The 23,098-nt window shown below is 69.8% G+C and carries 20 protein-coding genes; 12 read left to right on the top strand and 8 right to left on the bottom strand.

Going from position 1 to position 23,098, the window contains the following annotated elements:
* Positions 1 to 6 precede the first annotated feature (6 nt).
* The 3 genes from ACIO3S_RS18180 to ACIO3S_RS18170 form a co-directional block, all read right to left on the bottom strand.
* A complete protein-coding gene (locus ACIO3S_RS18180; RefSeq protein ID WP_160026607.1) occupies positions 7 to 147 on the bottom strand; it encodes a hypothetical protein in 141 nt (46 codons plus the stop codon).
* 90 nt (positions 148 to 237) lie between these two features.
* Positions 238 to 3,147, bottom strand: a complete 2,910-nt coding sequence (locus ACIO3S_RS18175) for an AAA family ATPase (RefSeq protein ID WP_400466506.1) — start codon at positions 3,145 to 3,147, stop codon at positions 238 to 240.
* 142 nt (positions 3,148 to 3,289) lie between these two features.
* Positions 3,290 to 3,412 (bottom strand): hypothetical protein, encoded by a 123-nt coding sequence (locus tag ACIO3S_RS18170; RefSeq protein WP_400466503.1) that lies wholly within the window; start codon positions 3,410 to 3,412, stop codon positions 3,290 to 3,292.
* A gap of 155 nt (positions 3,413 to 3,567) precedes the next feature.
* Between ACIO3S_RS18170 and ACIO3S_RS18165 the strand changes: the two genes are divergently transcribed.
* Positions 3,568 to 4,164 carry a nitroreductase family protein gene (locus ACIO3S_RS18165; RefSeq protein WP_400466500.1) on the top strand — a complete coding sequence of 199 codons (597 nt, stop codon included), beginning with the start codon at positions 3,568 to 3,570 and terminating at the stop codon, positions 4,162 to 4,164.
* 18 nt (positions 4,165 to 4,182) lie between these two features.
* On the opposite strand, the gene ACIO3S_RS18160 is transcribed toward ACIO3S_RS18165, so the two are convergent.
* From ACIO3S_RS18160 to ACIO3S_RS18150, 3 genes are read right to left on the bottom strand one after another with little or no spacing between them, the layout of a single operon-like run.
* On the bottom strand, positions 4,183 to 5,076 hold the full coding sequence (locus ACIO3S_RS18160) for an SDR family NAD(P)-dependent oxidoreductase (RefSeq protein WP_400466497.1): 894 nt from the start codon (positions 5,074 to 5,076) through the stop codon (positions 4,183 to 4,185).
* An 18-nt stretch (positions 5,077 to 5,094) separates the two neighbouring features.
* Complete coding sequence (locus tag ACIO3S_RS18155; protein WP_400466494.1) at positions 5,095 to 5,550, bottom strand: dihydrofolate reductase family protein; 456 nt, start codon at positions 5,548 to 5,550, stop codon at positions 5,095 to 5,097.
* Positions 5,547 to 6,215, bottom strand: coding sequence for a dihydrofolate reductase family protein (locus tag ACIO3S_RS18150; protein ID WP_400466491.1), 669 nt, complete (start codon positions 6,213 to 6,215; stop codon positions 5,547 to 5,549). The genes ACIO3S_RS18155 and ACIO3S_RS18150 overlap by 4 nt, the downstream gene beginning before the upstream one ends.
* Before the next feature lie 109 nt (positions 6,216 to 6,324).
* Between ACIO3S_RS18150 and ACIO3S_RS18145 the strand changes: the two genes are divergently transcribed.
* The gene (locus ACIO3S_RS18145; RefSeq protein ID WP_400466488.1) at positions 6,325 to 6,813 is read left to right on the top strand and encodes a winged helix-turn-helix transcriptional regulator; all 489 of its coding nucleotides are present in this window, start codon (positions 6,325 to 6,327) and stop codon (positions 6,811 to 6,813) included.
* A gap of 9 nt (positions 6,814 to 6,822) precedes the next feature.
* On the opposite strand, the gene ACIO3S_RS18140 is transcribed toward ACIO3S_RS18145, so the two are convergent.
* On the bottom strand, positions 6,823 to 7,971 hold the full coding sequence (locus ACIO3S_RS18140; RefSeq protein WP_400466485.1) for a GTPase family protein: 1,149 nt from the start codon (positions 7,969 to 7,971) through the stop codon (positions 6,823 to 6,825).
* 95 nt (positions 7,972 to 8,066) lie between these two features.
* Here ACIO3S_RS18140 and ACIO3S_RS18135 point away from each other — a divergent pair, with 95 nt between their 5' ends.
* The 4 genes from ACIO3S_RS18135 to ACIO3S_RS18120 are packed head-to-tail and all read left to right on the top strand — an operon-like array spanning position 8,067 to position 12,717.
* Positions 8,067 to 9,359, top strand: coding sequence for a C39 family peptidase (locus ACIO3S_RS18135; RefSeq protein ID WP_400466482.1), 1,293 nt, complete (start codon positions 8,067 to 8,069; stop codon positions 9,357 to 9,359).
* A gap of 52 nt (positions 9,360 to 9,411) precedes the next feature.
* Entirely contained in the window at positions 9,412 to 10,716 is a 1,305-nt protein-coding gene (locus ACIO3S_RS18130) for a M20/M25/M40 family metallo-hydrolase (RefSeq protein WP_400466479.1), read from the top strand.
* On the top strand, positions 10,713 to 12,152 hold the full coding sequence (locus ACIO3S_RS18125) for an MFS transporter (protein ID WP_400466476.1): 1,440 nt from the start codon (positions 10,713 to 10,715) through the stop codon (positions 12,150 to 12,152). Before ACIO3S_RS18130 ends, ACIO3S_RS18125 begins: the two co-directional genes overlap by 4 nt.
* Positions 12,153 to 12,177: 25 nt before the next feature.
* Positions 12,178 to 12,717 (top strand): DUF1992 domain-containing protein, encoded by a 540-nt coding sequence (locus tag ACIO3S_RS18120; protein WP_400466473.1) that lies wholly within the window; start codon positions 12,178 to 12,180, stop codon positions 12,715 to 12,717.
* A 629-nt stretch (positions 12,718 to 13,346) separates the two neighbouring features.
* Here the strand turns inward: ACIO3S_RS18120 and ACIO3S_RS18115 are convergent.
* Positions 13,347 to 14,333 (bottom strand): GlxA family transcriptional regulator, encoded by a 987-nt coding sequence (locus ACIO3S_RS18115; RefSeq protein ID WP_400466470.1) that lies wholly within the window; start codon positions 14,331 to 14,333, stop codon positions 13,347 to 13,349.
* 70 nt (positions 14,334 to 14,403) lie between these two features.
* Between ACIO3S_RS18115 and ACIO3S_RS18110 the strand changes: the two genes are divergently transcribed.
* From ACIO3S_RS18110 to ACIO3S_RS18085, 6 genes are all read left to right on the top strand, one after another.
* Positions 14,404 to 14,538 (top strand): hypothetical protein, encoded by a 135-nt coding sequence (locus ACIO3S_RS18110; RefSeq protein WP_350718664.1) that lies wholly within the window; start codon positions 14,404 to 14,406, stop codon positions 14,536 to 14,538.
* 57 nt (positions 14,539 to 14,595) lie between these two features.
* The gene (locus ACIO3S_RS18105; RefSeq protein WP_350659965.1) at positions 14,596 to 15,666 is read left to right on the top strand and encodes a CoA ester lyase; all 1,071 of its coding nucleotides are present in this window, start codon (positions 14,596 to 14,598) and stop codon (positions 15,664 to 15,666) included.
* Position 15,667: 1 nt separating this feature from the next.
* Entirely contained in the window at positions 15,668 to 16,534 is an 867-nt protein-coding gene (locus ACIO3S_RS18100; protein ID WP_400466466.1) for an HpcH/HpaI aldolase/citrate lyase family protein, read from the top strand.
* A gap of 170 nt (positions 16,535 to 16,704) precedes the next feature.
* Positions 16,705 to 17,769 (top strand): hypothetical protein, encoded by a 1,065-nt coding sequence (locus ACIO3S_RS18095; protein ID WP_400466463.1) that lies wholly within the window; start codon positions 16,705 to 16,707, stop codon positions 17,767 to 17,769.
* Between the two features lie 265 nt (positions 17,770 to 18,034).
* Entirely contained in the window at positions 18,035 to 19,318 is a 1,284-nt protein-coding gene (locus ACIO3S_RS18090; RefSeq protein WP_400466460.1) for a choice-of-anchor P family protein, read from the top strand.
* A 182-nt stretch (positions 19,319 to 19,500) separates the two neighbouring features.
* The gene (locus tag ACIO3S_RS18085) at positions 19,501 to 22,959 is read left to right on the top strand and encodes a heterodisulfide reductase-related iron-sulfur binding cluster (protein ID WP_400466457.1); all 3,459 of its coding nucleotides are present in this window, start codon (positions 19,501 to 19,503) and stop codon (positions 22,957 to 22,959) included.
* The last annotated feature ends 139 nt before the right edge of the window (positions 22,960 to 23,098 follow it).

The raw sequence follows: 23,098 nt of genomic DNA, 5'->3' as shown, positions 1-23,098 counted from the left end.
GAGGACTCAGTTGTGTATCGAGTCCATCCGGCGGGGACGGCGGCGCTTCACCTGGCGGGCGAGACGGTCGGCCGCGGTCGCGCGGCGAATGGTCTGCTGGCGGTAGGCCAGCTCGGCGTCATAGCTGATCTGGTTGGTGTAAGTCATGCATCCAGACTCGGCTCCTGAGGTAGGGCCACGCATGAGGCGCCTGCCTTAGGCGTACGTCAGGGGTGCCTCATTCGGCCGTGATCAGCATCACTCCACGAGCCCCCGGCGGCGTCCGATGGCCGCTGCCTCGGTGCGGCCGGAGGCGCCGAGCTTGGCCAGGATGTTGGAGACGTGGACCGAGACGGTCTTGGTCGAGATGAACAGCTGCTTGCCGATCTCGCCGTTGCTGCGTCCGGCCGCGACCAAGGCGAGGATCTCCCTCTCCCGAGCGGTCAGCTCGCCGGAGGGACCTGCCGCCGACCGCTGTGGCGTGCTGCCGAGGGTGAGCAGGTGGTCGAGGAGCGGTCGAGCGCCGAGCCGCTTCGCCGCTTCCCTGGCCTGGTCTGCCAGCTCACGCGCGCCGGCGGTGTCGCCGCCGGCCCGGAGGATCTCGGCGAGCCGGACCCGTGACCAGGCGAGCTCGTGGACGTGCGGAAAGGCTTCGAAGGCGGCGACGGTCGCCCGCCACGCCTCGACGAGGTCGGCCTGCTCGGGCACGGAGATGCCCGCCAGCCAGTGGGCACGGAGCCCTTCGGCCCGCAGCCGCGCCGACCACGCCTGCCCCTCCAGCCCCCAGGGCTGCTCCGTCTCGACGGGCCGGGTGCCCGCCTCCACGATGCGGTCCACCTGCGCCATCACCTGCGGTCGAGCACCGACGGGGACGGCAGGGAGGGCGGAGCCGATCGCACCGACGGCGATCGCCGAGAGCCGGGCATGGGCGCCGAACCACTTTCCCCAGCCGGTGGTGAGGGCCGCGACGCCGGCGTCGTAGGCCTCGATCGCCGCGTCGATGTCCCCACGACCCGCGGCGGCCCGGATCTCCACCGGGGCCGACTCGCTGGCGGTGGCCACCTCCTGCTTCCACGACGGCCGCAGCCGCCGCGCCTCGGCACCGACGTCGGCGCCACGGGCCTGCTCGATCATCAGCCGCTTGGACTCCAGCCACGGCCACAGCACCGGCGGGATGCCGTATGCGTCGGTCAGCGCGAGCGCCTCGTCCCAGCGACCGGCGGTGTGGAGGTAGTCGAGCCAGGCGATCCGGGCGTCGAAGGCGTACGGCGCCCAGGGGACGCCCCGCTCCACGCTGAGCTCGTAGGCGCTGCGGTAGCTCTCGCCGGCCTCGTCACGACGGTCGGCCGCGTCGAGGGCGAAGGCGAGCTGGAGCCGGGCGCGGAACTCCGGGTGCAGGGCGCCGACCTTGGCGGCCCGCGCCACCGCCTCACGGAGCGGCTCGATCCACAGCTGGGGCGGACGTCCCCACGACCCGGCCAGCGTCGCCGCGACCTCTGCGGCGAGGCCGGTCCGGCCGAGCTCCTCGGCCAGCGCCAGCGCCTCTCGGCCGGCTCGTTCGGCGTCTTCGTGACGGCGGTAGATCATCAGCGACCGGGCGTACGCCGCGAGCAGCCGCGCCCGCACCAGCGGCGGGGCGTCCTCGGGCAGCTCGGCCATCGCCTTCTCCGCGAGCGCCCCCACCCGGACATCGTTGACGTAGGCGAAGCTGGTCTCGATCTCAACCGTCATCAGCTGCGCGCGCCACAGACCGGGAGCGTCGGCCGGGAGTGATTCCCGCTGTTCACGGGCCAGTTTCCCGGCGCGGTCGGCGTGCCCGGCGGCCACCATCGCATCGCTGGCCTTGACCACCAGATCGACGAGGCGCTGGGTGTCGTGGTCGGAGTCGGCACGACCGGCGAGCTGGGCGATCGCCTGCTGATAGTGCTGCGAGGCCTCGTCGGGACCACCTGCGGCGGCCGCCTCGTCGCCGGCGGCGATCCCGGCCGCGAGCGCGGTCTCGTGGTCGCCGGCAAGGCGGGCGTGACGCGCGAGGCCGGCCGCGCTGCCGGTCGTGAGGTCGCGGCTCAGCGCCTCGACGTACCGCTGATGGAGCCGGACCCGCTCGCCCGGCAGCAGATCGTCATAGACGGCCTCCCCGAGCAGCGCGTGCCGGAAGACGTAGTAGCCGTCCTCGCGCGGCACCAGGATCGCCCGCTCGATCGCCTGTCTCAGACCGGCGTCGAGAGTGGCGCGGTCGAGGCCGGCGACGGCCTCGAGGAGCTCGTCGCTGACGTCGCGGCCGGCGGCGCTGGCGGTGTCGACCACCTCACGCGCGGTCGCGTCGAGCTGGTCCAGCCTGATCAGGAGCAGGTCGGCGAGGTCCCACGGCAGTTCCTCGGCGCCGGCGGCCTGCACCAGCTCCTCGACGAAGAAGGCGTTGCCGTCGGCGCGACGTACGACGCTCTCGACGTCGACCCCGTCGGTGAGGTCGCCGGCGAGCTCACCGACCAGGACACGTACGTCATCGTCCGAGAGGCGGCCGAGGTGGAATCGCTCGACGGACGGCAGCCGGGTCCACTCGGCGAGCTGGCGGCGCAGCGGGTGACGGCGGTGGAGGTCGTCGGCGCGGTAGGAGGCGACGAGCGTCACCGGGCCGCCGAACGGCCGGGTGAAGAGGAAGGTCAGCAGGTCACGGGTGGACTGGTCGGCCCAGTGGGTGTCCTCGACCACGACCAGCAGCGGCGCCTTCTCGGCCGCGCGCTCCAGGAGTGAGTGGATCGCGGCGAAGAGGTTGCCTCGGTCGAGCGCCTCCTGGACGGCGGTGTCAGCCCCGCCGAGCGCACGGGCCACGGGCGCCATCCGCAGGAGCGCCGGATGTACGTCGGCGACCTGCGCGACCACGTCGGGCAGCGCGGAGGTGATGTTGTCGAGGATCTCGGTGAACGGCAGGTAGGCCTCGGCGCTGTCGCCGAAGTCGAGGCAGTGGCCGACCAGCACCTGCCTGCCGTCGGCGGCGGCACGGCCGCGGAGCTCGCGCAGGATCCGGGTCTTCCCGACACCGGCGTCGCCCGCTAGGAGGACATGCCTACGTCCGCCCGGCTGCGCGGTGCCGTCCAGCCCCACCAGCCCTGCCAGTGTCTCCAGGTCGGCATCACGCCCGACCAGCCTTTCGGCACTCTGCGCCATGGGCGCAATCATCGCGCCTTCCGACAACAGCGTGTCGGCCCAGGGGTCGACACCGCCCTGCCCCGGACATGAAGCAACGCCGAGCGGGATCCCTCCTGCTCGGCGTTTGCTCCGTTCCTGACTGCCGGTCTGCGGCCGCATCTCAGCGAGTGCGGTTGCGTCGCGACTGACGAGCCTCGGTGGCCCGCTGGCGCTTGGCCAGGTCCTTCTGGATCTGCTGGCGGCGGTACTTGACCTCTGCTTCGTAACCTACGGTGGTGTACATCTCGATCTCCTGCTGAGTTGTGTTCTGCTGACACCGAGAACACTCCTCCGCTGAGGTAGGCACCCGAATCGGTCGCGCGCCCTACTTACCGACCCGGGCGCCTTACTTTCCGACCTAGGGCACGGGCTCCACGCCTTAGACGGGACACTGTGCCTATGGAGTTCTCCGAGGTCGTACGTCGCCGCAAGATGGTCCGCAACTACACCGGCGATCCGGTCGACCCGGCGGTGATCGACAAGATCCTGCACAACGCCACCCGGGCGCCGTCGGCCGGCTTCTCCCAGGGCTGGGCCTTCCTCGTCCTCGACACCCCCGAGGACGTACGCCGCTACTGGGAGGCCACGGCCGACGTGGACAACCCCGACAGCTGGCTGGCGGGGATGATGACGGCCCCGGTGATCGTGATCCCGTGCTCCTCCAAGGCGGCCTACCTGGACCGCTACGCACAGCCCGACAAGGGCTGGACCGACCGCGACGAGGCCCACTGGCCGATGCCGTTCTGGCACATGGACACCGCGATGGCGACCATGCTGATCCTGCAGACCGTGGTCGACGAGGGCCTCGGCGCCCTCTACTTCGGCATCCCGCCCGAGTCCGACGCCGCGGTCCGCAAGACGTTCGACATCCCCGACGCCTTCGACCCGATCGGGGCCGTCACCATCGGCCACCCCGCCTCCGGCGGCGCCAAGGGCTCCCCCACCCGCCGCAAGCGCACTCCGCTCGAGGACGTCGTCCACCGCGGCCGCTGGTGACGGCCAGGCGTCAATCAGTCAGTCCCGCACCCGAGCCGTCCCGCGTGCGGCGGCAGAGTCCGGCGTACGCAGGTGGGAGACGGCCATGGCGAGGTCGGCCAGCCGCGGGGTGACGACGTTGAGGACCTCGAAGACCGACCCGAAGGCGCCGTCGACCGTCACCGGCCGGTCCTCGAGCGCGCGGACGACACGCTCGGCGCACTCCTCGGGGCTCTCGCCGCGGCCCTCGTACTCGGCGGTCGGGGCGATCATCGGCGTACGCACGATCGCGACGCGCATGTTGGTGCAGGTCACGTTCTCGAAGTAGGCCTCACGGCTCAGGATCCGGCCGAACACGTCGAGCGCCGACTTCGCGGCGATGTACGCAGCGAACTTCGGCGCCTTGATCTGGTTGCCCCAGGTGACGATGTTGACCACGTGGCCGAACCGCTGGGCGCGCATCGCCGGCAGCAGTCCCATCGTGAGCCGGACCGCACCGAAGTAGTTCACGGCCATCATCCGCTCGAAATCGTGGAAGCGGTCGTGAGTCAGCTCCAGCGACCGCCGGATCGACCGGCCGGCGTTGTTGACCAGGTAGTCGACCGCCCCGTGCTCGGCGAGCAGCTGCTCCACCAGCGCGTCGATCGAGTCACCGTCGGCCATGTCGACGACGTACGTCGACGCCCGCCCGCCGCTCTGCTCGATGGTCCTCCGCACCCGCTCGAGCTCCTCGGCCCGGCGGGCGGCGAGGAGCACGTGCGCGCCCCGTCGAGCCGCGGCGTACGACGTCGCCTCACCGATCCCGGAGCTGGCGCCGGTGATCAGCGCGGTCCTCCCGGCGAGCGGGCTGGGACCACCGGTCACGGCCCGGATCGTGCGCGCCACCCGGGTGCGCGGCGTCTGCAGGAGCGGAAGCGAGAACAGGCTGACCACGTGATGAACCCTAGGGCGTCACGGACGCACCGGGGCGTAGCGGAGGTCGACCTCCAGATGCGGGTCGTCGCCGATCAGGTTGTGCAGGTCGATCTGGTCGATCAGGCCGCGTTCGAGGAGCTGGCGGCCGATGTCGGCGGAATGGACCTCGACGTTCTTCCCGTCGGCCGCCTCGACCGCGATCCGCAGCGCCTCCTCGACATCGCAGCTGAGGAAGGTGACGTGCTCTTGGGGCCGGGCGTCCTCGGGGTGGTGGGTGAGGATGAAGACCGGACCCTGCCAGTCCCCGTACGGCATCGCGTCGGGGTAGGCGTCGTGGCCCTTGCGCCCGCCCAGGACGGCGTCGAGCTGCGAGGAGTACGCCTCCTCGACCCCGGGCTTGCCGGTGACGTCGCTCAGCCACGCCATCCCCGGCTCGGGACCGTCGACGTAGCCGTCGAGCGACATGGAGAAGTGCCACAGGACGGTGCTCATCGGGCCACCTGCGTCCGGTCGAAGGTGATGTGGGTGACGCCGCTCGGCGTGGTGGTCGAGGTCACCTCGTAGCCGTCCTCCAGCGCCTCCAGCCCGTCCCACAGCCGTACGCCACGGCCCAGGATGATCGGGACGACGGCGACGTGCAGGTGGTCGACGAGACCGGCTGCCAGGAAGTCCCGGAGCGAGGAGGGGCCGCCGCCGATGCGTACGTCCTGGCCGGCGGCCGCCTCCTGCGCCTCGGCCAGCACCTCCTCGATGGGCGCGTCGCGGAAGTGGAAGACGGTGCCGCCCTTCATCTCGATCGACTCGCGGGGCTGATGGGTCAGCACGTAGGTGGGTGTGTGGAACGGCGGCTCCTCGCCCCACCAGCCGGTCCAGTCGGCGTCGTCCTGCCATCCCGGAGGGCCGAACTTGCCGGCGCCCATGATCTCGGCCCCGATGCCCTCCCAGGCGCGGGCGGCGAAGGCGTCGTCGGGATCGGCTGCCGGGTCGACCTCCATCCGCTCCCGGTGGCCGGTCGCGCTCTGGAAGGTCCTGGTCGGGAAGAACCACTCCATCAGCCGCATGCCGGCGTGGCCGAACGGCGCTTCCAGGCTCTGGCCGTCGCCGGTGGCGAAGCCGTCCAGCGAGACGCCGATGGTGTGAGCGCGTACGAGTGACATGTCCGTCTCCCTCGAGTTCAGAGTGATTGCACTTTGCAATCACTGGCGTCGAGAGTAGACTTCCCGATTGCAGATTGCAACCACTATTTTCGAGTGCAGGAGACACCGAGTGAGCGAGCCCAGATCGGGTTGCCCGATCAACGCAGCCGTGGAGGTCTTCGGGGACCCCTGGTCGGTGATCGTGCTGCGCGATGTGATGTTCGGGAACCGTCGCCACTTCCGCGAGCTGCTCGGCAGCTCCGAGGAGGGCATCGCCTCCAACATCCTCAGCAGCCGGCTGAAGAAGCTGGTCGAGGGTGGTCTGCTCACCAAGGAGGAGGCCGGCCGCGGCCAGAAGGCCGCCTACGCGCTGACCGAGGCAGGCATCCAGACGCTGCCGATCATGGTCGCGCTCGGCAACTGGGGCCTCGCCCACCGCGACGGCACCCGGCAGCTCCGGGTCCGCGCGGAGCTGCTGCGCGATGCCGGTCCCGAGATGGTGGAGTCGTTCATGGACGAGCTGCGCGAGCTCCATCTGGGGACGCCGCGGCCGGACCCCGACGCCCCGCGGGCGAGCGAGCAGCTCGCCGCGGCGTACGAGGCGGCCATGGCGGAGTGAGGCGGAGGCTCACTTCTCCTTGGCGTGGAGCTTCAGCTTCGAGATCTGGGTCTTCAGCTCGTCGAGGAAGAGCGTCCGGATGCTCTCGGTGTCCAGTGCGCCGTTGACGCCGCGCAGCTTGCCCTCGCCGAGCTTGACGCAGACGGCCGACCAGGCGGCCCCGATGGCGCCGGTGAAGCCCGCCGCGACGGTGGCGTTGATCGCCCCACCACCGACGGTGCCGAACCCGGGGATCATCTTGAGCAGGTTGCCGGCGACGGTGCGGCCTGCCTGGGTGGCGGCCGCGGTGGCCGCGATCGAGGCCATCGCGGCCTTGTCCACCTCGATGCCGTAGATCGCCGAGATGCGCGCCATCATCCCGAGCTGGATCGGGACCAGGACGACCGCGTCGGAGAACGGGATCGGGGTGGCTCCGGCCGCCCCGGCCGCGGTCGCGGCACCCGCGATCACGGTGTTCGCCTGCTCCTGCTTGCGCTTGAGATCCACCCTCTGCGCCGCGGTGAGGGCCTCCTCGACCCCTGCAGGCGCGCATCGAAAGGTGGCATCGACGAGCTCCTGCAGCCCGTGGACCTGAAGGCCCGAGAACTCGTCGGCCTTCGCGTTGGTCAGGTAGACCCGGGCGCCGTGCACGGGCAGCCCGCGCGCGTCGATCTGCTGAGCGAACTCGACCGCGTCCGGGTGGTAGGCGCCCGTCGGCGAGGTCGGCACCTGGGTCATCACCAGCACCACCGGCAGCCCCAGGTCGGCGAGCTTCTGGATGAACGCGGCCTCGGTGTCCTCGAAGCGGCGGTCGGCGAAACGTACGGCGTACCAGGCGACGTGGATCTGCTCGGACTGCGGCTTGCGGCGCCGCTCCTGGATCAGCTTGGCGAGATCCTTGATCACCCGGTCGCCCTCGACGCCGATCTCCAGGCCCTGGGTGTCGAGCAGCCCGAAGAACCCGCTGGTGTGCAGGTAGAGCGTCGACTCCTTCGTCACCGGCTCGCCGATCCCGGTCTTCGCCACCTCCGCCCCGAAGACGGCGTTGACCAGCGTCGACTTGCCGACCCCGGTCTTACCGAAGGCGGCGAGGTTGAACCGGCCGATCTCCTTGGCCGACTCGGAGTACCTCTTGTGGAACTCGTCCTTGAACCAGCCGTCGGATGCGAAGTTGTTCACGTCGACCAGGATGCCAGCCGGCACCGAAGTTTCCGGGGAGTCGGACTGCCGAAATGTCATGGCCCGGCCCTCCGAGGAGGAATAGCGTGCCGGGCATGAGCCCTCGGTCCCGCCTCGCGTACGTTGCCGCGCTCGCCGCCGCAGTCGTCCTGGTCGCGCCCACGACTCCGGTCCACGCGGCCGAGCCTGAGACCCCCACCGACATCACCCTCACCCGGTGGAACAGCCTCGAAGACTTCGCGAAGGGCAGGTCGAGCAACCTGCGCCCCGACCGGCACGGCACCCTCCGGATCGGCCGCGGCAGCGAGACGACCACCTACGCCGACCCCTTCGGCGACGGCACGGCCAAGACCTACGAGTACGGCACGTGGACCTCGCCCGTGGTCACGACCGGATACCCGATCGACGAGTCGGTCACCTCGTGGGACGTCGACACCCCGACCGGCACCTGGGCCGAGATCCGGTTCCGCGGGCGGAAGGCGGACGGCACCTGGACGAAGTGGTTCGTGATGGGTCGCTGGACGGCCGGCGACGACTTCGCGGCCGGCGACATCCACCGCACCTCCGTCGAAGGACAGAGCGACACCGACGCGGCGCTCTACACCGACACGTACGTCGCCCGGACCGGTAAGGAGCCCGAGGCGTTCCAGACCAGGGTCACCCTGCTGCGCCCCGAGGGCGCGACCGTCTCCCCCAGCCTGCGAACGGTCTCGACGCTGACCAACGAGTACCTGCCCGACTCCGCCTACCCCGGCACGAGCACGCCGACCCTCGACAGCGAGGTCGACCTCAGGGTGCCGCCGTTCAGCCAGAACATCCACCGCGGCGAGTACCCGGAGTTCGGTGGCGGCGGTCAGGTCTGGTGCTCACCGACCTCGACGACGATGGTGCAGTACCACTGGGGTCACGAGGTCCCGGCGAGCGAGCTGGCGGACATCGAGGCGCCCAACGGCGACCCGCAGGTCGCCTACGCCGCGATCAACACCTGGGACTACGCCTACGAGGGCGCCGGCAACTGGCCGTTCAACACCGCCTACGCCGGCCGCTGGGGCCTGGACGGGTTCGTGACCCGGCTGCGTTCGCTGGCCGAGGCCGAGGCTCTGGTGGCGGCCGGCTTCCCGCTGGTCGTCTCCGCCAGCTGGGAGCGCGAGGAGATGCCGGAGTCGGGTTACGGCACCGACGGCCACCTGCTGGTCATCGGCGGCTTCACCGCCGAGGGCGACCCGATCGTCTACGACGCCAACCACTCCTCCAACGACGAGGTGCGCAACGTCTACACCCGCGAGAACTTCGAGCGGGTCTGGCAGACCTCGACCGACGGGGTCACCTACGTCATCCACCCACGCGACGTGCCGCTGCCCGGCGCAGGGAAGGCCACAAACTGGTGACGGAGACGCCACCACGGTGATCCACACCGCCACGGCCGACTAGGTTGCGGCCATGACACTCGATGCCGTCGCCGCTCTTCAGGCCGCACTTCGAGCCCCGACCGTCAACGACGGCTCCGGCGCGGAGAAGAAGGCGTTCGAGCAGCTCCACGAGGCGCTGCGCGAGCACTTCCCGCTGCTGCACGCGGCCCTCGACCTCACCCCGGTCGGCGAGCACGGCCTCCTCTTCCGCTGGCCCGGCGCCTCGGCCGAGAAGCCGGTCGTGCTGATGGCCCACCAGGACGTCGTCCCGATCGCAGGCGTCTGGACCCACGACCCGTTCGGCGGCGAGATCGTCGACGGGGTGATCCACGGGCGCGGCACGCTCGACGACAAGGGACAGCTGGTGGCGATCTGCGCCGCGGTCGAGGGACTCCTCGCGGACGGGTTCGAGCCGGCGTACGACGTCTGGCTGTCGTTCGGCTCCGACGAGGAGACGACCGGCGCGGCAGCGCGGGCGGCGGTCCAGGAGCTTCGCGACCAGGGGGTCGAGCCGTGGTTCGTGCTCGACGAGGGCGGCGCGGTCGCCTTCGACGCCTTCCCGGGCGTCGCCGCGCCGATCGGGGTCGTCGGCGTCGCCGAGAAGGGCACCACCGACGTACGCCTCACGGTGACCGGCGACGGCGGCCACTCCTCCACCCCACGCCAGAACGGCCCGACCGTACGGCTCGCCCGCGCGATCACCCGGCTCGACCGCATGTCGATGCCTGTCCGGCTGCCGGTGCCGACGGTCGAGATGTTCGAGCAGATCGCCCCGTACGCGGCCAAGCCCATGCGACCTGTCCTGGCCAACGCGGGTCGGCTGGCGCCGGCGCTGGCCCGGCTGCTGACCCGGCTGGGGCCCGAGCCGGCCGCGCTGACCCGCACCACCGTCGCGATCACGACGCTCGAGGGCAGCCCGGCGGCCAACGTCATCGCCTCGGCCGCCTCGGCCGGGGTCAACCTGCGGATCATGGTCGGCGAGACGGTCGCCGAGGTCGTCGAGCGGCTGCGTGCCGCGATCGGCGACAAGCAGGTCGAGATCGAGGTCGTGCGCGCGGGTGAGCCGTCCCCGGTCTCGCCACGTGACGAGGCCTTCGCGAAGATCACCGAGACCATCGCGGACGTCTTCCCGGAGGCCGTACCGGCTCCCTACACGGTCATGGCCGCGACCGACTCGCGCTTCTTCTACGAGATCAGCGACCGGGTCTACCGGTTCGCGCCGTTCCGGATGACCGCTGCCCAGCGCGCCACCATCCACGCCGCCGACGAGAACATCAGGGTCGATGACTACCTCGACGGGATCCGCTTCTACCGAAGGTTGATCGAGTCACTGTGACCACCGAAAGCCAGCGCACCGGCGTCGAGAAGGCCGCCCGCGGAATCTGGGTGATCGTCGGCTTCCTGGTGGCCGTCGAATTCGCCAGCGGCATCCTGCAGGGCTACTACACCCCGATCTTCTCCGATCTCGCCGACCACCTCGGCGTCTCCGACGCCGACCTCAACTGGCTCGAGGCCGGGCAGCTGATCGTCTCCGCGCTGTGCGTGCCCCCGCTCGCCCGGCTCGGCGACCTGATCGGCCACAAGAAGGTGCTGCTGCTGGCGACCGGCATCACCGCGCTCGCCACCTGGTGGACCGTCGTCGCTCCCGACTTCGGCTCGTTCCTGGTCGCCTGGTCGATCCAGGGCGCCTACGTCATCTGGCTGCCCCTCGAGGTCGCCATCGTCCACAAGCGCACCGGCGGCGACACCGCCCTGACCCGCCGAGCCGCCGGTGTCCTGGTCGGCGCGCTGCAGGTCTCGGTGATCATCGGCGCGATCGCCGCCGGCGCCCTCGTCGGCATCCTCCCGATGTGGGCGATCCTCTCCTTCCCGGCCGTGGCCGTGACCACTGTCTTCGTCGTCATCGCCGTCGGCATCGAACCCGACTCCGGCACCAGCGGCGGCGCCTTCGACTGGCTCGGGCTGACGGTGCTGACCCTCGTGCTCGGCCTGGTCATGGCCGGCCTGGTCGGCGTACGCGTCCTCGGGGCCGGGTCTCTCCTCGCCTGGGGCCTCGTGGTCCTGGGGCTGCTCACCCTGGTCCCGTTCTGGCGCATCGAGACGGCGCTGGACGATGCCGGTGGGCGCGAGCCGCTGATCGACGTACGTCTGCTGGTCTCGCGCGGGCAGTGGCCGATCCAGCTGACCGCGTTCCTCTTCGGGATTTCGGTGCTGGGAGCGCAGATCCCGCTGTCGACCTTCGCGCGCACGTCACCTGACGAGGCCGGATTCGGACTGGGCGCGGATGCGTCGTTCGTGTCGCTGCTGATCGCGGAGTACGTGATCGCGATGGCGATCTCCGCCTTCAGCCTGCCGCTGTGGGCCCGGTTCCTCGGGCCGGTACGGGCGCAGGCGGTCGCCTGCTTCCTGGTGGCGACCGGCTATCTGATGTGGCTCCCGTTCCATGACTCCACCGGCCAGGGACTCCTCAACATGGCCGTCGTCGGGCTCGGCTCGGGTGCCCTGGTCGCCTCGCTGCCGGCAGCCGCCGCCGCGGCCGCGCCAGCCTCCCGCACCGCGTTCGCGACCGGCATGACCAACGCCACCAAGACCGTCGGCGGCGCCATCGCTTCCGCGGTCTTCGCGATCGCGCTCGCCGCGGACGGATCCATCGCCGGCGAGGCGCACGCGCCGCTCTCGGGCTACCTCACGGTGTGGGCGGTGTGCGGCATCACCGCCCTCGTCGCCGGGCTGCTGCTCCTGCTGCCCCGCCGCACAACCAGCGCTGGGTAAACTTTCCCGCGCTGGAGGTGATCACATGCCCACGAGCGAGGACCGGCCCGAGGAGCGCCCGGAGACGCAGGCGCCCCCTCTCTCCGACGCGGCGGGCAAGGCGGCAGCCGCGGCCCGGATCCAGGAGCAGGCCAAGTGGGTCGACCTCCAGGTGCAGCAGTCGATCCAGCGCGGCGAGTTCGACAACCTGCCCGGCGCCGGCAAGCCGATCAAGAACCTCGACCGCGACCACGATCCCGACTGGTGGGTCAAGCAGCTCGTCGAGCGCGAGCAGATCGTGGTGCTCCCTCGGTCCGTCCAGCTCCGCAAGGACGACGCCGAGCTCGACGGCCTCCTCGACACCCAGACCACCGAGGACGGCGCCCGCAGGATCGTCGAGGAGTTCAACGAGCGCGTCATCGCGGCCCGCTACGGCGCGCCGGAGGGCCCGCCGCTGATCACCATGCCCCGCGACGTCGACGCCACGCTCGACGCCTGGCGCGAGCGCCGCGCGGCCCGGGTGGAGGCGGCCAAGAACGTGCGTCGCGAGCAGACGCCGCGGAGGCGGCGTTGGTGGCGGCGCTGAGCGGTCGCCGGGCCGGTGAAAGAGTGCGGTCAGCGACCGTTACTTGTGGCTGGTCTTGGGCCGCCGACCCGTTCTCGACGGTCTTCTCGACCTGCCCCGGAGTAAAGGACGGCCTTCGGCCGCCGGCTTCGCCGGTCGCCTTCGGCGATCCTTGACACCGGACCACGTCGAGAAAGACTTGGCTGGCTATCGGGGCGGCGGCCCCAGAGTGGCCGCGGGAAACCGCTCCAGGCGAAGGGAAGGCTTCTACAGGCGAACGAAAATTCGTTCGCCCCACCGAGCAAGGACTCCTCCAGCGGAAAGAAAATTCCTTCCGCCAGCAGAACCCACGTCTCGGCAGACACGGCTCACGCGGCGAAAGGAATTTTCCTTCCACCAACTGCCCCGCTCGCCCACACCAGCGAAGCCATCAGCCGACTCCAAAGCCCCTACCCAACTCACATCTCCGCACCAAACCCCTGCCGCCGACCCGATATACAGCCAAAATTCTCGGCGACGGCCGGTGTCAAGGATCGCCGAAGGCGACCGGCGAAGCCGGCGGCCGAAGGCCGTCCTTTACTCCGGACGCCGCCGAGAACACCCTCCCCGAAAGGGTCGGCGGCAAACCCCAACCACAAAGACCCACCGTCTCAGCGCGCCCCAACGACCTCCCCACCCCGACCACCGACCTCGCGCCGAGAAAACCGCATCCGATACCGCCCAGGAGTCACACCGACCTCCGAAGTGAACGAGGCCCGGAAGGTCACCGGCGAGTAGTAGCCGGCCTCGTGGCTGATCCGCTCGATCGGCAGATCGGTGGTCTCGAGGAGGGTCTTGGCGACCGCGATCCGCTCTGCGGTGACCCAGCGCATCGGAGTGGTGGCGAGGTCGCGCTCGAAGCGCCGGGCGAGGGTGCGCGGGGAGACCGCGGCAGCCGCCGCCAGACGCTCGAGAGTGATGTCCTCGTGCAGGTTGGCCCGGAGCCAGCTGCGCAGCTCGTCGAGCCAGTGGGCCTGTTCGGTGAGCGGGTCGGCCGCGACGTACTGCGCCTGGTCGCCGTCGCGGTGCGAGGCGATGACCAGGTTGCGGGCGATGGTGTTGGCGGCGTGCTGGCCGTGGTCGGTGCGGATCAGGTGGAGGCACAGGTCCAGCCCTGCGGCCGAGCCCGCGCTCGTCAGCACACCGTCGTCGACGTAGATCGCCCGCGGGTCCAGGTCGACCCCGGGATACGTACGCCGGAACAACTCCGTCCACCGCCAGTGGGTCGTGGCGCGGCGACCGTCCAACAGCCCGGCCTCGGCCAGGGCGAAGGCACCGGTGCACAGCGAGACCATCCGGGCCCCGCCCGCGGCGGCGCGGCGCAGCTCCCGGACCAGGGTCGGACTGATCGGCTCGCCCGGACGGATCGCCGGCACCAGCACCGTTCCGGACTCGGCCAGCGCGGCCATCGGCCGCTGCGGAGTCAGCCGCGGTCCACCGTGGACGCGCACCCCGCGCAGGTCGCCGCACAGCACCACGTCGTAGAGCGGGCTGGCGTCGTGGTCCCAGTCGTAGCCGAGCGCTTCGAGCGGCATCCCGATCTCGAACAGGGTCATCCCGTCGACGATCGGGATGGCGATGGACGGCTTCGCGGGCATGGCAAGAATCTATCATTCTTAGTCAATCCTGCCACTCCTCCTCGGCGCTCCACGAGAGCACGCTGGAGTCATGACCAACTACAAGAAGAACCCCAGCAAGGTCCGCAGCACCGTCCGCTCCGTCCTCGCCGGCTTCGACGCCGGCGCCCGGATCCGTCACGGCGCCCAGGTTCCCAAGGACCATCCCTCCCGACGCCGGTCGTGATCGTTACAAGCCGAGACGCCTACCGGCCGGTAACTCCCGGCCGTTAGGGTGACCGGCATGAGTCACAAGAGCCCCAAGGACTTCTTCGCACCGTTGGCGGTGGGCGCCCCCGCACCACTGCGGGAGATCCCGGCACGGCCCAGTCGTGCGATCCATTTCTTCGACCCGTCGAACCCGAAGATGGCGGCCAAGGTGCCCGCCATGGTCGGCACCGTCGACGTGCTCCTCGGCAACCTGGAGGACGCCGTCAAGGCCGACAACAAGGTCGCGGCGCGCGAGGGTCTGGTGAAGATCGCCTCCGAGACAGACTTCGGCCCCACGCAGCTGTGGACCCGGATCAACTCGCTCGACTCCCCGTGGGTGCTCGACGACCTGGTCACCCTGGTCACCGAGATCGGCGACAAGCTCGACGTCGTGATGGTGCCGAAGGTGCAGGGCCCCGAGGACATCCACTACGTGGACCGGCTGCTCGCGCAGCTCGAGGCCAAGGGCGGCGTACAGAAGCCGATCCTCATCCACGCCATCCTCGAGACCGCGCGCGGCGTGGCCAACGTCGAGGAGATCGCGCTCGCCTCCCCCCGCATGCAGGGCATCAGCCTCGGCCCGGCCGACCTCGCGGCCGACCGCAAGATGAAGACCACCCGCGTCGGCGGCGGCCACCCGGGCTACCTGGTCCGCCAGGACCCGGTGGACGGCGACATCCACGGCAACCGCACGGTCTTCCAGCAGGATCTGTGGCACTACACGATCGCGAAGATGGTCGACGCCTGCGCCGCGGCGGGGATCTACCCCTACTACGGCCCGTTCGGCGACATCACCGACGTGGTCGCGGCCGAGGACCAGTTCCGCAACGCGTTCCTGCTCGGCTGCGTCGGCACCTGGAGCCTGCACCCCAAGCAGATCGAGATCGCCAACCGCGTCTTCTCCCCCAGCGTCGAGGACATCAAGCACGCGCGCCGCGTGGTCGCCGCCATGGGCGACGGCACCGGCGCGGTCATGCTCGACGGCAAGATGGAGGACGACGCCTCGCTCAAGCAGTGCCTGGTGCTCGTCGACCTCGCCGAGGAGCTGGCCGCCATCGACCCGAAGCTCAAGGAGCTCTACGACGCCATCGAGATCGAGGACTGAGATGACCGAGACCACCACCTTCCGCCCCCTGCGCTCGGTCCTCTACATGCCGAGCTCCAACACGCGCGCCCTTGAGAAGGCGAAGACGATCACCGCCGACGCGCTGATCCTCGACCTCGAGGACGCCGTCGCCCCCGACGCCAAGCCGGAGGCGCGCGAGAACGCCGCCGCGGCCGTGACATCGGGCGAGTACGGCAACAAGTACCTCACCATCCGCATCAACGGCGCCGACACCGAGTGGCATGCCGACGACCTGGCCGCCGCGGCCAAGGCAGGACCCGACGCGATCGTGGTCCCCAAGGTCAGCAGCGCCCAGCAGGTGCACGACCTCGTCACGGCCTTCGAGAAGGCCGGCGTCCCGGAGCAGACGAAGCTCTGGGCGATGATCGAGAGCCCGTACGCCATCCTCCACGCCGAGGAGATCGCCTCCGCCGCCGAGCGGCTGACGGTGCTCGTCATGGGCACCAACGACCTGGTCAAGGAGCTGTACGTCGACCACGTCCCGGCCCGCGCCAACCTGGTCACCAGCCTCCAGCTGGCCGTGCTCGCGGCGCGCGCGAGCGGCAAGGTCATCCTCGACGGCGTCTACAACAATGTGAAGGACGCCGAGGGCTACGCGGCCGAGGTCGAGCAGGGCCGGATCTTCGGGTTCGACGGCAAGACCCTGATCCACCCGGCCCAGGTCGAGGGCGCCAACGCAGGCTTCGCGCCCAGCGAGCAGGCGGTGGCCGACGCCAAGGGTCTCATCGAGGCGTTCGAGGCCGCCGGCAGCGGCGTCGCGACCTACAACGGCAAGATGGTGGAGGCCCTCCACGTCGAGTCCGCCAAGCGAGTCCTCAGCATCGCCGAGGCCATCGCCGCGCTGTAGGCCACCGGCCAGGAATATCTCTCAATGTATAGAAAAAGTTACTGATCGCCCATCTTGGCTGATCAGTAACTTTTTTCCGAGAAGAAGGTGACAAACCGGCGCGATTCTGGTTCCGTTACGTGCTGCGCGACACAACCGACACTCGCTACGCGCTCAGGAGACAGCGTCAGATGACTGAAGCGAATCGTCGGCCCGCGACGGGGGACCACTCGAACGTCCCACCCACGCCGGCTCGACACCCCGCCACACCGATGCTCCCCACGAACGACACCGCGCCCGAACCCCTCGAGATCGCTCGCCGCGCTCTCGAGGGGGTGTCCCCGGCGGACGAGTCGTGGTTCACCAATCCCAAGACGAACCCAGCCGCGGAGCGAGTGCGACCGCATCACACGCCGTACACGCCATACCCGCCGCCGCAGCCCGGCACGGCGATCGTCCTGCGACACTCCGATGCCGGCTACTCCCAGCCGCCGCGGGCCACCTATCAGCGCCCGATGCCCGCGCACACCCGGCTGCCGCAGTACGCCTACCAGCCGAGCCCCTACACGGCCCAGCAGTTCCACCCTGCCGGGCCGGTGACGTTCGCCAACCCGGCGATGCCGCCGTACGCCGCCGCGCAGGTGCCAACCCGGAACGGCGTGGTCGAGGAGCACCGGATCCCGAAGAGCCGCGCCCGCAACAAGAAGGCCGTGCTGCTGCCGCTCGCCGCGATGGCGATCGCCTCGGCCGGCATCGGCGCCTTCGCCCAGGCCAACGTCGAGCCGGGCCTCGAGACCACGCAGGCCAAGGCCCACGCCGGCCAGTACGACGCCGTACCCGTGGTCGACGTCGCCGACCAGAAGGTCATCGACGCCCCCGGCGTGATCGCGCCGGAGAGGACGTCGCCGTTCTCCCCCGCGGCCCCGGGCACCACCGCCGGCGGCAAGCACTCCAACGGCGACTACGACGCGCCCTCCACCGCCGAGACCTACGGCGGCGCTCACTCCTCCAGCGGGACGATCTCCGCGCCGCGCGAGGGGGACGCCTTGTCGGACAAGGATCCGGCCCCCGCTCCCGAACCGGCTCCCGAGCCGGCCCCGGAGCCCGCTCCGCAGCCCCAGCCCGAACCCGAGCCCGAGCCGACCCCAGCGCCGACCCAGCCATCGCTGGGCGAGAACGTGGTCGCCCCGGTGCTCGACACGGTGACGGGCGTCATCGACGGTCTCACCGGAATCAAGCTCGACCTGACCCGGTAGTCATCGACTGGCCCAGAACGGGGCCGTGACCTCATCCGAGGTCACGGCCCCGTTTGCGTATGCCCGGGTGGGTTACCCATGGCCAGGAAGGGTCATCTAGAAATAGGACCTCCGTCCCGATAACTTCCGTGGTTTTCTCTCGTTTGCCCGATGTGCCACCCCTTAACTCGGGAGTGCGCCAGGTTCCCCCGGATCTGGCAGGTGGCACGGCCCCGTTGCGGGGATCTTGGGGGATCCCCACCGCAGAATCGGAGTCCAACCAACAATGCGAAGCATCCGTACGTTCGCGCTGTCCGCAGCCGCTGCCGCCGTCGTCGGCGCAGTTCTGGTTGTGCCGGCGCCTTCTCAGGCCGCACTGACGAACACCTCCTTCGGGCTGTTCGCGAGCGGCTTCGGCACCCGCGTGACCGGTGGAAGCATCCCGGCCAACTCGGGAGACCTCGGATACCAGACGATCGGGTGCACCCGTAAGGCTGGTTACGACGTCAACAACAACACCGCCGGCGCCAAGGTGCCCGGCATCGGCACGATCGGTGCGACCACCACCAAGCAGCGCACCGTCAAGTCCGGCGCGGTGGTCAAGTCCATCTCGGAGCACAAGATCGCCGACGTCGTGCTCGACAAGAGCCCGCTGGGCAAGGTCACCGTCGAGGGCCTCAGCTCGGTTTCCCAGGCCTGGTGGGACGGGAAGGCCTACAAGGCCGACTCCAAGGCCAAGATCGCTCACGTGGTCCTCGACCCGGCCGGTCCCGGCCAGAAGATCGACCTCCCGATCCCCGGCCGTGACAAGCCGCTCGTCATCCCGGGCATTGCCACCATCGGTCTGGGCAACACCGTCGAGAACACCAACGCCGACGGCGCCCAGGCTTACGCCAACGGCATCTGGATCAAGCTCCACGGCACCGACTCCGAGGTCATCGTCGGTCGCTCCCGCGCCGAGATCAACGGCCAGGCCTTCTCCGCGGTCTTCAACGGCTTCTCCAACTCCATCGACGCCTCCGCTCTCGGCGGCGCCGTCCAGATCGGCAAGAACCCGCTGACCAACGCGGGCTGCGCCGGCACCAAGGGCAAGCTGAAGACCAAGTCCATCGGCCACGTGCCGCTGGGCGAGGCCGGCAACATCGTGGACGTCAAGGGCCTGACCAGCGGTCAGCGTTCGAACCAGACCAAGACCACCGCCGAGGGCTACACCTTCGGTGAGGTCGCCAACGTCAACATCGGCGACGGCGCGATCCGCATCGAGGCCATCCGCGCTCAGGCGAACGCCAAGTACGTCAAGGGCAAGGGCTCCACGACGTCCATCTCGGGCACCAAGTTCGGCGACATCTACATCAACGACCAGAAGGTCTCCCTCGCCCAGCTGGAGTCGGCGCTCTCCCGCGTCGACATCCCCGGCCTGGCCAAGATCGAGACCAAGGTCGTCGTCGAGCGCAGCAAGAACCTGGTTGAGGTCGTCGCCCTGCGGCTGACGCTCCTCGACGCGACCGAGGGCACCAAGTCGGTCGTCAACATCGGTCACGCCAAGTTCAAGGTGAACGCGAACAAGTGAGGCCTTGATCCACTGAGGCTGTCCTAAGAAACGGCCCGCGTCCTGACCAGGTCGCGGGCCGTTTCTTCTTTATGAAGTTACTCACGGGTAGTATCAACCCACCCATACGCAGTCGAGCCGACCTGAAGCATTAGGCTCGGTTCATTCCGGCAGTCCTGCCCCCTGATGAGGAGCGCCTAGGCATGTTGCAGATCATCGCCATCGTCGTGTGTCTTGCGGCAACGGTGGCCACCGCCTACCTGGTGATCAAGGCGGTCAGGTCGATGCTCGCGGTCATCAAGATCGGTACGCCGATCAGCCGCGTCGACCAGCCACTCGCCCGCACCCTGACGATGTTGAAAGAGACGGTCCTCCACACGCGCATGCTGCAGTGGACCTGGGTCGGCGTGCTCCACTGGTTCGCCTTCGCCGCGTTCCTGCTGCTCTCGACGGCGGTCGGGGCTGCGTACTTCCAGCTCTTCGACCCCGAGTGGACGCTCCCGGTCATCGGCAAGCTGTTCGCCTACGAGTGGCTCGCCGAGCTCCTCGGCCTGCTCGGCGCGCTGGGCATCATCCCGCTGATCATCTACCGGGTGACCCACCTGCCCTCGAAGATGGGCCGCGGCACGCGGTTCTACGGCTCCACGCAGTGGCAGGCGTTCTTCGTCGAGGCGATGGTGCTGGTCGAGAGCGCGGCGATCCTGTTCATCCGCGGTGCGGAGTACAACCTCGCCAAGGCCCACGGCGGCGAGGTCGCCGAGCACGCCACCGCGTTCCACTTCCCGATCTCGCAGTTCTTCGGCGCGCTCTACCCGACCGGCCCCGACGCGATCCACACGCTCGAGAACATCATCTACGGGATCGCGGCCTTCAAGATCATCACGGCGCTGATCTGGCTGGCCGTCGTCTCCACCCACCTGACGATGGGTGTCGCCTGGCACCGCTTCACCGCCTGGTTCAACATCTGGTTCAAGCGCGAGCCCGCTTCGCGTACGTCTGCTGTTGACGGCGCGCGCCCGCTCGGCACCGCGCTCGGCGCGATCAAGCCGATGCTGATCGACGGCAAGCCGGTCACCCTCGAGGACGTCGAGGAGGACCGGATCCCCGAGGACGCCATCCTCGGTGTCGGCTCGATCCAGGACTTCTCCTGGAAGGGCATCCTCGACTTCACCACCTGCACCGAGTGTGGTCGCTGCCAGTCGCAGTGCCCCGCCTGGAACACCGAGAAGCCGCTCTCGCCCAAGCTGCTGATGATGGGCCTGCGTGAGCATGCGTACGCCGCTGCCGCTGACGGTGATCTCAAGGAGAAGCCGCTGATCGGCAAGGCCGACGGCGCACCGGAGGGTGCCGGGGGCAACGCCGAGGTGCTCGACTGGTTCTACAACCCCGAGGACGGCGGCTTCGTCATCGACGAGGACGTCCTCTGGTCCTGCACGTCCTGCGGTGCCTGCGTCCAGCAGTGCCCCGTGGACATCGAGCACGTCGACCACATCATGGACATGCGCCGCTACCAGGTGCTCGTCGAGTCCAACTTCCCCTCTGAGCTCAACGGCCTCTTCAAGGGCCTCGAGGGCAAGGGCAACCCCTGGAACATGAACGCCAACGCGCGCATGGACTGGGCCAAGGACCTGCCCTTCGACGTCAAGGAGGTCGGCAAGGACATCGAGTCGCTGGAGGAGGTCGACTGGCTGTTCTGGGTCGGCTGTGCCGGCGCCTACGAGGACCGGGCCAAGAAGACCACCCGCGCCGTGGCCGAGCTGCTCGACATGGCCGGGGTCTCCTTCGGCGTACTCGGCAACGGCGAGACCTGCACCGGCGACTCCGCCCGCCGCGCCGGCAACGAGTTCGTGTTCCAGGGCCTGGCTCAGCAGAACGTCGAGACGTTCAAGGAGTTCAAGGTCAAGAAGGCCGTCACCACCTGTGCTCACTGCTTCAACACGTTGAAGAACGAGTACAAGGAGTTCGGCATCGAGCTCGAGGTCGTGCACCACACCCAGCTGCTCAACCGCCTCGTCCGCGAGGGCAAGCTGACCCCGGTCGCGGACGGCGCCGGCGCCCACAAGCGCTCGATCACCTACCACGACCCGTGCTACATCGGTCGCCACAACGGCGTCTACGAGCCGCCGCGCGAGCTCCTGCAGATCATGCCGGGTGCGGAGTACAAGGAGATGCCCCGCAACTCCGAGCGCTCCTTCTGCTGTGGTGCCGGTGGCGCCCGGATGTGGATGGAGGAGAAGATCGGGTCGCGGATCAACGAGAACCGCACCGACGAGGCCGTCGCCACCGGTGCCGACCAGATCGCCGTCGGCTGCCCGTTCTGCCGCGTCATGCTCTCCGACGGCCTGACCAAGGCCCAGGCCAACGGGGCCGCACGCGAAGAGGTCGAGGTGCTCGACGTCGCGCAGATGCTGCTCGCGTCCGTCAAGGGCGAGCAGGCGACAAAGCTGGCCCCGGGCGAGGGTGCGAAGGTCGGTGCCGCCGCCAAGGCTGCTCCGGCCGTCGAGGAAGCCGCTCCGGCCGCCGGTGCTGCCACCGCCGCTGCGGGTTCGTCGCTCTTCGACTCCCCCGCCGAGGCCGCGGAGACCACCGAGTCCCCGAAGGCTCCGGCCGACGCGTCCTCGCTCTTCGACACGCCTGCCCCGGCCGAGCCGGCCTCGGGAGGTACGTCGGGTGGCGGATCGCTCTTCGACACCCCCGCTCCGGCCGCTGAGCCGGAGAAGCCGGCCTCCGGTGGCTCGCTGTTCGACGGCGGCGGGTCGCTCTTCGACACGCCTGCGGAGGCACCTGCCGAGGAGGAGACCCCGGCTTCGGGTGGCTCGCTCTTCGACGTGCCCGCCGACAAGCCTGCCGAGAAGCCGGCTGAGAAGCCTGCTGCGGATCTCGGGGCTGGTGGGTCGCTCTTCGACGTACCGGCTCAGGAGGCGGAGCCTGCTGCCGCACCCGAGGCGAAGGCCGCTCCGGCGCCCGCCGAGGAGCCTGCTGTCGACCTCGGTGGAGGCGGCTCGCTCTTCGACATCCCGGCCGCACCGGCCGAGGAGGCCGCACCTGCGCCTGAGGCGAAGGCTGCACCGGCAGCCGAGCCCGCGGCCCCGGCTGCTACGCCGGCCGCCGAAGAGCCGAGCATCGACCTCAGCGCGGGTGGTTCGCTCTTCGACATCCCGGCCAGCGAGCCCGAGCCGACGACGGCCAAGGCCGCCGAGCCCGCCGCTCCGGTCGAGGCTGCTCCGGCCGAGACTGCTCCGGTCGAGGCCACGACGGAGGCCCCGGCCGCACCTGCTGCGCCCGCGGCACCCGCGGCGCCGGTGGCAGGTTCGGGAGTGACCTCGGAGCCGAAGACCGACGTCGACTTCGACAGCCTCGGCTCGCTCTTCGACATCGAGGCCCCGGAGGGCGCGGTCGCGGCCGCGGCTCCGGCTGCTCCCGCCCCCGCTGAGGCCGCACCCGTGGCCGAGGCTGCCCCGGAGACCGTGGTCGACGAGGCACCCGCCGCGCCCGCCGAAGAAGCGGCGGTCGAGGTGGAGACGCCAGCCGAGCCCGACCCGGAGCCCGAGCCCGAGAAGGCCGCGCCGGAGCCGAAGCCGGCACCGGCCGTGAGCGGAGAGGCTCACGCGCCGCGTACCGACGTCGACATCCACGAGGCAGGGTCGCTCTTCGACCTCTGACCCCACGCAGTCCGCTGCACCAGCCGATGACACCTTGTGAGTGAGGCGATCTCAACCGGTCGAAGCAACGGTTGGTCAAGCTGCTGGATTGAGCAGCTGGGCCAGCCGTTGGGCTGGCGTCTGTAGGTCAAGGGTAGGC

It is taken from the genome of Nocardioides sp. NPDC087217 (genome assembly GCF_044744805.1).
Classification (GTDB): Bacteria; Actinomycetota; Actinomycetes; order Propionibacteriales; family Nocardioidaceae; genus Nocardioides.
Note: the sequence above shows the minus strand (reverse complement) of the source record. Positions and strands in the feature narration are given on the sequence as shown.